At 71.6% G+C, this 8621-nt stretch carries 8 protein-coding genes; 1 reads left to right on the plus strand and 7 read right to left on the minus strand.

Features of this window, described 5'->3' with window-relative positions:
* Positions 1-107: 107 nt before the first annotated feature.
* From VN520_RS01305 to VN520_RS01335, 7 genes are all read right to left on the minus strand, one after another.
* The gene (locus VN520_RS01305; RefSeq protein WP_325744949.1) at positions 108-1223 is read right to left on the minus strand and encodes an AI-2E family transporter; all 1116 of its coding nucleotides are present in this window, start codon (positions 1221-1223) and stop codon (positions 108-110) included.
* A 470-nt stretch (positions 1224-1693) separates the two neighbouring features.
* A complete protein-coding gene (locus VN520_RS01310; RefSeq protein WP_325744950.1) occupies positions 1694-2401 on the minus strand; it encodes an ABC transporter ATP-binding protein in 708 nt (235 codons plus the stop codon).
* Positions 2394-3341, minus strand: coding sequence for an ABC transporter ATP-binding protein (locus VN520_RS01315; protein WP_325744956.1), 948 nt, complete (start codon positions 3339-3341; stop codon positions 2394-2396). Before VN520_RS01315 ends, VN520_RS01310 begins: the two co-directional genes overlap by 8 nt.
* A gap of 56 nt (positions 3342-3397) precedes the next feature.
* Entirely contained in the window at positions 3398-4300 is a 903-nt protein-coding gene (locus VN520_RS01320) for an ABC transporter permease (RefSeq protein ID WP_325744951.1), read from the minus strand.
* Between the two features lie 5 nt (positions 4301-4305).
* Positions 4306-5274 (minus strand): ABC transporter permease, encoded by a 969-nt coding sequence (locus VN520_RS01325; protein ID WP_414719748.1) that lies wholly within the window; start codon positions 5272-5274, stop codon positions 4306-4308.
* Between the two features lie 20 nt (positions 5275-5294).
* The gene (locus tag VN520_RS01330; protein WP_325744953.1) at positions 5295-6884 is read right to left on the minus strand and encodes an ABC transporter substrate-binding protein; all 1590 of its coding nucleotides are present in this window, start codon (positions 6882-6884) and stop codon (positions 5295-5297) included.
* A gap of 157 nt (positions 6885-7041) precedes the next feature.
* Positions 7042-7734, minus strand: a complete 693-nt coding sequence (locus VN520_RS01335) for a GNAT family N-acetyltransferase (RefSeq protein WP_325744954.1) — start codon at positions 7732-7734, stop codon at positions 7042-7044.
* Positions 7735-8106: 372 nt separating this feature from the next.
* Here VN520_RS01335 and VN520_RS01340 point away from each other — a divergent pair.
* Positions 8107-8621 (plus strand): hypothetical protein (locus VN520_RS01340; RefSeq protein WP_325744955.1); only part of this gene is annotated, 515 nt, incomplete at its 3' end.

The raw sequence follows: 8621 nt of genomic DNA on the forward strand, positions 1-8621 counted from the left end.
CCCTCCGGCCGTGGGGCGGACGTGCCGGCGCCGGCCACCTCCCGCCGGCTGCCGTCACGTCGCCGGTGCGCGCGGCGCGGGCGCCCGGACGTCCTCGGGGAGGCTCCCTACGACGGAGAGGCAGCACCACCCGGTGCCGTATGGTCTCCGGGCTCCTGCGAAGGCTCGCCGAGCTGCTCGCGCAGGTAGTTCCAGGCCACCGCGACCAGCGCGGCGACGGGTACGGCGAGCAGGCTGCCGACGATGCCGGCCAGACTGCCGCCCAGCGTCACCGCCAGCAGGATCACCGCAGCGTGCAGGCCGAGCCCGCGGCTCTGGATCATGGGCTGGAAGACGTTGCCCTCGAGCTGCTGCACCACGATGATGATGGCCAGCACGATCAGAGCGTCGGTCAGTCCGTTCGACACCAGGGCGATGAGAACGGCGACGAAACCGGCGAACAGCGCGCCCACGATGGGCACGAACGCCGAGACGAAGGTCAGTACCGCCAGTGGGAGAACCAGCGGTACTCCCACGATCCACAGGCCGAGGCCGATGAGTACCGCATCGAGCAGGCCGACATACGCCTGTGAGCGCACGAACTCACCCAGGGTCTCCCAACTGCGTGCCGCCACGGCCGGAACGTCGGTGGCGAGCCGGCCGGGCAGCTGCCGTGCGAGCCACGGCAGGAAGCGGGGACCGTCCTTGAGCATGAAGAACATCAGGAAGAGGGCCAGTACGGCGGTGACCACGCCGTCGACCACCGTGCTCACCCCGGTGACGACGGTGGTGACCATGCTGCCGACACTGTCCTGGATGCGGGAGGTCGCGGAATCGAACGCGCCGGTGATCTGATCGTCACCGATGTTGAGGGGCGGTCCTGAGGCCCACTCGCGCAGCTTCTGGATGCCTTCCACCACACCGTCGGTCAACTCCCCGGACTGAGAGGCCACCGGCACCGCGATCAGCGCTACGACCCCGGCGGCCACCAGGAGGAACAGCACCGTCACGAGGGAGGCCGCGAGGGCCGGCGGCCACCCGTGCCGGCGCAGGTAACGGGCTGTGGGCCAGGTCAGGGTGGTGAGCAACAAGCCGACTATGAGCGGCCAGACGACCGACCACATGCGACCCAGCAGCCACACCGCCACCGCGGTCATGACAAGGACCAGAAGCAACTCGCCCGATACGCGCGCCGAAGCGCGGAGGGCGGCGCGGGTCTTGGTGGGGCTCAGGATGACAGACATGGGGCCACCCTATTGGCCGTCGGCCCTGGCTCCGCACCGCTCTCTCCGCGGACCGGCGCAGCCGTGTGACCGAAGCCGGTGTGAGGACGGATACCAGCATGCCGCCGCCCGGTTGCGCGGTGGGCCCTCAGGCGGGAGCGGGCAGCACGAGGAGTTCCGCGCCGCCCGCTCCGGGTGGCCGGGGGGTGTCTCCGGAGCAGTCACCCGTCCGGAGGGAACCCTCGGAAGCCGATCTGCACGAAGTGCGCCCGGCGAAGATCCTCATCCTCCTCGTCCGTCCGACGCTGCGGGGTCCACGGTCCCGGGCTCCGGCCCTCGCGCCGTTGCGCGTCCGGTGAGCAACAGCCCCGCGGCGGCCACGCGCACGGGGCAGCCCGGCCCCGGCGAAGTGTTCAGCCACACCTCCGGGGCGGTCGGGCCCCGGCCGCTTTCGGTTCGACGGGAAGCAACGGACCGGAGGGGCCACCGGATCAGCGGGGTGAGCCGGAGGCCGGGACGCCGAGGGCAGGTGTGCGGGCGGGCGCGGGCGTCAGGGCGTCCCAGTGGACCGTGCGGTCGCACCAGCGGCGCAGGAGCGTGTGGTCGTGTCCGACGGCGAGCAGTCCCGCGCCGGTTGCGGCGCGGTAGTGCTCGATGGCCTCGACGAGCGCGGCCGTGGTCGACGCGTCCAGCATGGCGGTCACCTCGTCGCAGATCAGCCACCGGGGGCGGAGGACGAGGGCGCGGGCGAGACAGGCACGTTGCAGCTGGCCGTCGCTGACCTCGTGGGGGCGGCGGCGCAGCAGGTCCCGGGTGAGGCCGAGGGGGGCGGCCAGCTCGGTGACCCTGTCGTCGGCCTCCTCGCGCCGGCCGGTGGCACGGAGGGGTTCGGCGATCAGATCGGCGAGCCTCAGCCGGGGATCGGAGGAGAGCCTGGGCTGCTGGAAGACGACGCCGAAGGCGGTGCGCAGAGCGCGCGGCGCGCGATGGCGCCAGCCACGCACGGGGTGGCCGTCCAGCACGAGCGTTCCGGAGTCGGGGCGGTGCAGCAGGGCCGCGACCCGGGCCAGGGTCGACTTTCCGCAGCCGCTGGGCCCGAGCAGGCCGACTGCTTCGCCCGGTTCGACGGTCAGGGAGACACCGCGTACGACGGGGGCCCGGTGGTCGTATCCGGCGGTGATGGCTCGCAGTTCAAGCACGGATGGCCTCCGGCAGGTAGGGGTGGTGGCAGGCGACGGAGTCCGAGGTCCGCGGCCGGCGTACGCAGGCGTCGGTGGCCCGCTCGCAGCGGAGGGCGAAGGCGCAGCCGTCGGGCAGGTCCCCGAGTTCGGGTGGCATTCCGGGGATGGGCGTGAAATCCCTGTCGGGGAGCGCCCGGAGCAGCCCCCGGCTGTAGGGGTGGCGGGGGCCTGGCGCGCCGAAGAAGGCTGCGGCGTCGGTCAGTTCGACGAGACGGCCGGCGTACATGACGGCCACCTTGTCGGCGATGCGTTCAGCCGCTGTCAGATCGTGGGTGATCATCAGCAGAGCGCGTCGGGGGGCGTCGTCGCAGGAGACGGCTCCCGTGCCGGCGGGAGTCCCGACGTGACGGCGCAGTTCGTCGACGGTGTGTTCGACCAGGTCGCGGTCCAGCCCTGTCGTCGGTTCGTCGGCCAGCAGCAGGGGGGCACCGCCGACGAGCGCGAGGGCGGTGGCGGCGCGCTGGGCGAGACCGCCCGACAGTTCGTGCGGGTAGCGGTCCAGGTGCCCGACGGGAAACGCGGCCCGCGCCGCGGCCGCCTCGGCGGCGGCCCGCACGGTGGCGCGTCCCCGCACGCCGGTCAGCTGGGCGACGGTCTCCTCCATCTGCGAGCGGATGGTGCGCACGGGTGTGAGGTGCGCGGCCGGGCTCTGCGGGATCAGCCCGATCTTCCTGCCCCGTACCGTCCGGGCCAGTGTGCGCTCGTCGGCCGCCAGCAGGTCGAGGTCGCCGAGGTGGGCGCGCCCAGCGGTCCGGGCGTTGGCCGGGAGAAGGCCGAGGAGGGCGGAGGCGAGGACGGACTTTCCGCATCCGCTTTCGCCGATCAGGGCCAGGCACTCCCCCGCCCCGACGTCGAAGTGTGCGTCGGTGACGGCGGCGACCTGGCGTCCGCCGGGCATGAGGAAACGTACGGACAGTCCGCGGACCGACAGGACAGGGGGCTGGGGTCGCTGGGTCACAGCATCAGTTCCGATCGGCGGCGGGGGTTGAGGCGTTCCCGCCAGGCTCCGGCGAGGCCGGCGATGGCGAGGGTGGGAACGATGATGAAGAGGCCGGGGAAGAGCGTCGGCCACCACTGCCCGGCGAGCAGGGAGCCACGGGCGCTCTGGACGAGTGTGCCCAGGCTCGCGGTGTGGGTGGGCAGACCGAGCCCGAGGAAGGACAGGGCGGACTCGTGCCACATCGCGTGCGGGATCATCAGCACGGCGGCGAGGGCAGCTTGCGGCAGCACCCCGGGGAGCAGGTGCCGCACCGTCACCCGCCACCGTGACGCCCCGCCGGACACGGCGGCGTCGACGTAGGGGCGGGACCGCAGGGAGAGGACCTCGGCGCGGACGATCCGGGCGGTGGAGAGCCAGTGGGTGAGCGCCACCGAGATGACCACGGGCCAGACTCCCGGACGGAACATCGCGACGATGAAGATCCCCAGCAGCAGGTGCGGTACGGACGAGAAGGTGTCGACGAGACGCATGACGCCCCGGTCGGCCCATCCCCCCAGTGCTCCGGCGCACGCTCCGACCGCGGTGCCGATGACTGTCGCCGTGAGGGCGGCCGCCACTCCTACGAGCAGGGACACCCGCAGCCCGTACACACAGCGCAGCAGCAGATCGCGGCCGACGTCGTCCGTGCCGAACGGGTGCTCCCAGGACGGGGGCAGGAGCTTCGCGGACAGGTCGACGGCCTGCTGGTCGAGCTGGACCACCGGGGGGACGAGCAGGACCGCGAGGACCACGGCGGCGAGCAGCGTGACGGAGGTGTACAGGCGGACGGTGCGGGTGGACCGGCGGGCCGCGCCACGTGACCGCCAGACCGGCTCGGCCTCCGTGCCGGCTGTCGCCCCTGGGCCGGTGTCAGTCATGGAGGTCACAGTTCACTCAGCTTCACTCTCGGATCGCTCAGGCCGTACAGCAGGTCCGCCAGGAGGTTTCCGGCGAGAACGGCGACGGTGGCGAGGGTGGTCAGGGCGGCGAGGAGCGGGAAGTCGACGGAGGTGGCCGCTTCGACGGTGGCAGCCGCGATTCCCGGCCAGCTGAAGACGCTCTCGACCAGCAGGGCCCCGGTGATGAGTTCGGGGACCCGGGATCCGATGAGGGTGAGCACCGGGAGCAGACCGGAGCGCAGGGCGTGGCCGAGCAGTACGGTGCGTTCGCTCAGCCCCCGGGCGCGGGCGCCGCGCACCGGATCCTCTGCCAGCGCGTCGCCGACGCCTTGGCGTACGTACAGCATGAACCAGGGGAGCTGGGCGACGGCGAGCACACCGGCCGGCAGGACCATATGGCTGAGGACCTGCCCGGCGGACACCTGTTCGTCGCCGGTGTCCGTGAGGCCCCCGGCCGGCAGCAGGTCCCATTGCAGGGCGAACAGCCAGATGGCCAGCAGGGCGACCCAGAAGACCGGGGCGGCCTCCAGCGAGTACGCGAGCGAGGTGACCGTCCGGTCGAACCACGATCCGGGGCTGCGCGCCGCGAGCACCCCGGCGAGGGTACCCACCAGCACCGCGACGCCGAAGGCGGCCGCGCACAGCAGAGCCGACCACACGAGCCGTTCGCCGATCACCTCGGCGACCGGCTGCCGCATGACGCTGGAGTCGCCGAGGTCGCCGGCGGCGGCCCGGGTCAGCCAGTCCCACCAGCGCACGGCGAACGGCTCGCCGACACCCAGATTGGTGCGAAGCCGGTCCAGGGTCTCCTGGTCGGCGCCGAGGACCGCGGTGCCGCCGTAGGCCTTGACGGGGTCGAACGGGGAGGCGTCGGCGACGGCGAACACGCCGAAGGTGACGACGAACAGGACGGGGACGGCGTGGAGGGCCCGCCGCCCGGCCAGTCGCGCCATCGCACCCCAGGGCAGCGGTGTCATCCCTTCGGCTTCCAGTCCTCGACGTTCCACCACGGGCCGCCGGCGAAGCCGTGCTCATGCGGTTCGGTCTGCGTGGTCAGTCCGTCCCAGCGGTCGGCGAGCACGTACAGATGGTCGATGTGGGTGAGGAAGGTGTAGCCGGGGTCCTTGAGGAGTTCTCGCTGCACGGTGTCGTAGGCGGCCTTGCGGGCCTCCTGGCCCTGGATGCGGCGGCCGGTGTCCAGAGCCCGGTCCACGGCTGGGTTGTCGTAGCGGCCCATGTTGTTGAACCCGTCACCGGCGAGGGTGGAGTGCAGCATGGTGTAGAGCCCGAAGTCGGGGTCTCCGGTGCTTCCGAAGCCCGCGAGAACGGCGTCGTCCTTCATGCGCGGTTCGATGACCTCCCAGGTGGCGCTCTCGACGGTGACGTCGATGCCCACCTTCTTGGCGTCGGACGCGTAGGCGAGGGCATGGTCCTGGCGGACCTTGTCGCCCGAGGGGTGGAGCAGGGTGAAACCGGCGCGGCGGCCGTCCCTGGTCCGGATGCCGTCCGTCCCCGCCGTCCAGCCCGCCTCGTCGAGGACGGCCTTGGCCTTCGCGGGGTCATGGGCGCGTTCGACCTCCGGCGCGAACCAGGGGTCGCCGACCGGCACCGGCCCGTAGGCGGGGCGGCCCGCGCCGTCCAGGATCTTGTCGACCATGGCCCCGCGGTCCACGGCCAGGTCCAGGGCCTGCCGGATCGCGCGGTCACCGGTGACCTCGCCCGCGGTGGGCAGGGTGACGGTGCGGTTGTCGTAGGACGTCGCCCTGTACGTCTTCCTGGAGCCGTCGTCCTTGAAGGTGGCGGTGAGGTTGGGCGGGAGTATCGCCCCGTCGAGGTCACCGGAGCGCAGCCGGGTGGCGCGCACGTCGTCGTCCTGGACGATCGCCATGGTGAGCGTCTTCACCTCGGGTGCTCCACCCCAGTATCCGGGGTTGGCCTTGAAGGTCAGCTTCTCGCCCTTGCGCCAGGAGGACAGGACGTAGGGGCCGGTGCCTACCGGTTCAGTGTTGAAGGAACCCGTGTTGGGGTCCTGTTCCGCGGCGATGTGTTCGGGGACGATCGGCAGCACCGTACGTCCGGCGAAGGGGGCGTACGGATAATCGAGGCGGAAGACGACCTTGTCCTCGCCTTCCGCCCTCACGTCCTTGATCGCGTCCAGTTCGCTCCGGGCCGTGTTGTTCGTCTTCCCGTCGAGGACCGTGCGGTAGGTGAAGACCACGTCAGCGGGACTGAGCGGCTCGCCGTCGCTGAACTCCACCCCCTCGCGCAGCGTGTACGTGTACGTGAGTGCGTCGTCGCTGACCTCGGGCAGCGACGAGGCGAGCGCCGGTATCAGCTCCATGTCGGAGTTCCGGGCGAGCAGGCCGTCGAAGAGCTTCGAGTTGCCGTCCTTGCCGTAACCGAGCAACGGGCTGAGCGTGTCAGGTTCCGAGGCCACTCCGATCACGACCGAGTCGGCGGCGCTGCCGTTGCCCGCACCGCTCCCCGGCGCCGAGCACGCGGCGACCGTCATGCCCAGCGCCACCGCGACAGCCGCGGTACCTCGTATCTGTCGGCTCTTCATTCCCATGCCTCTCCTGCATCTATAAAGTTGTTGCATGTTAGTTGCAGAAGAGTGCGACGGGTAAGAGGCCTCCTGGGCAGCCCGGAAGACACCGCCCGCCCTCCTGCGGCTCGGCGTCACCCCGCTGGACGGCTCCACGCTCCCGCCACCGTCCTGATCACCGGCGCCGCCGGGCCACGGGGCGGCGTCGCGCCCTCGCGACGGACCATGACCGCCTGACCGGCCGACGCGGAGCGCGAGCAAGGCGCCCTCGGCCGAAGGCCGTTCCCCGGCCCCCCGGTGTTCCACGGCCTCCCGGGCCGCCGGCCGCCGCCCACTCGTCCTCGAGGATCGCGTGGACCACCGGGCCACGCCACTCGCCGGCCTTCTCGATGTGCTGCCGGATGACGTCCTCCTCCACCATGCCGGCCTTCGCCATGACCCTCGCCGACGCCTCGTTCAGAGGTGACCGCGCACCCCAGATCCGGCGGAGGTGCAGGTCCTCGAACCCGGACCCGAGGAGGAACCGGGCCAGTTCGGCCCCGCACCCGCACCCCCGGGCCCCGGGCTGCAACGCGAAGCCGAAGGTGGCGCCGCGGGGCTGGTGCGGGTCGGCGGCCACACGGCCGGACCCGATCAGGTCCCCCGAGGTGCGCTCGACGACTGCGAGTGCGTACTCACTACGAGGTGAGGCGCCGGCCGAGGCCATGTACCGGGCGACGAGCTCACCTGTCTGCGCTCGCGCAAGCGGCTCGAACGCCACGTGCCTCGTCGCCTCGCGGTCTCCGTGGATCGCGAAAACGCCGTCCACGTCCTCACCGGTGAGTTCACGAAGCGCGAGACGTCGGCCGGAACGGTCGACCGGATACATACAGGGACTGTGTCCCCGGCCCACGGCGGCGGAGCGGGGCGGGACGGCCCCTCCGGCCCCGTCGCCATCCGGCTGCGGGGACTCGCCCTCCTCGGAGAACCGTGCGTCCGGCGCGAGGCAGGGCCTTCCTCTTCAGCCCTGCCGCAGGCCCTCACGCCTCTCGCAGCCCCCGGCCCACGGCCTCGTCACCGAGGGCGCGGCCTTCCCAGGAGCAGCGCACAGCACTTGAAGAAGCAACGGGTTCTATTCGAGGCTTTGATGGACAGAACTGGTCATGTGGCAGATTTCGCCTCGGTTGTCATGATGGAACATGGTGCGCCCGACAAAGGGCAGAGGTGTACGTCACCCGCACAGGACGACCGAGGAGGAACGTTGAGTGACTTCAACGGTGCGAACCGTCCGGACAACGGCACAGCAGCGGATGTGAAGCAGACGGCGCAGGACAAAGCCGGCGAGGGCATCGGGTTGGTGAGTGAGAAGGCGACCGATGCCGCCGCCACCGCGAAGGAACGTGCGGGCGACGTCGCGGGCGAAGCTTCCGCCCGGGCCCGGGACGTCGCGGGTGAGCTGCGCGATCAACTGCAGGACCAGGCACGGGCCCAGACCCGGCGCCTGGCACAGAACGTCCGTCGGCTGGCCGACGAACTGGGCGACATGGGAGAAAGTGGCAAGGAGGGCTCACCGGCCACCAACGCGGTGAAGCAGATGTCCGATCGCGGCCGCAGCCTGGCGGCCAGGCTGGAGGACCGGGGACCGCAAGGGCTCGTCAGCGACCTCCAGGACTTCGCGCGCCGTCGCCCCGGTGTCTTCCTGGCGGGTGCCGCGCTGGCCGGCTTCGCGACGGCTCGTCTGGGCAAGGGTGTCAAGTCCGCGAGCACCGGTACGGC

Source organism: Streptomyces sp. (genome assembly GCF_035563135.1).
Taxonomy (GTDB): Bacteria; Actinomycetota; Actinomycetes; order Streptomycetales; family Streptomycetaceae; genus Streptomyces.

Coding starts and splice junctions, on each gene's coding strand:
- VN520_RS01305 (WP_325744949.1), bottom strand. CDS start 1,223: ATGTCTGTCATCCTGAGCCCCACCAAGACCCGCGCCGCCCTCCGCGCT.
- VN520_RS01315 (WP_325744956.1), bottom strand. CDS start 3,341: ATGCCCGGCGGACGCCAGGTCGCCGCCGTCACCGACGCACACTTCGAC.
- VN520_RS01320 (WP_325744951.1), bottom strand. CDS start 4,300: ATGACTGACACCGGCCCAGGGGCGACAGCCGGCACGGAGGCCGAGCCG.
- VN520_RS01325 (WP_414719748.1), bottom strand. CDS start 5,274: ATGGCGCGACTGGCCGGGCGGCGGGCCCTCCACGCCGTCCCCGTCCTG.
- VN520_RS01330 (WP_325744953.1), bottom strand. CDS start 6,884: ATGAAGAGCCGACAGATACGAGGTACCGCGGCTGTCGCGGTGGCGCTG.
- VN520_RS01335 (WP_325744954.1), bottom strand. CDS start 7,734: ATGTATCCGGTCGACCGTTCCGGCCGACGTCTCGCGCTTCGTGAACTC.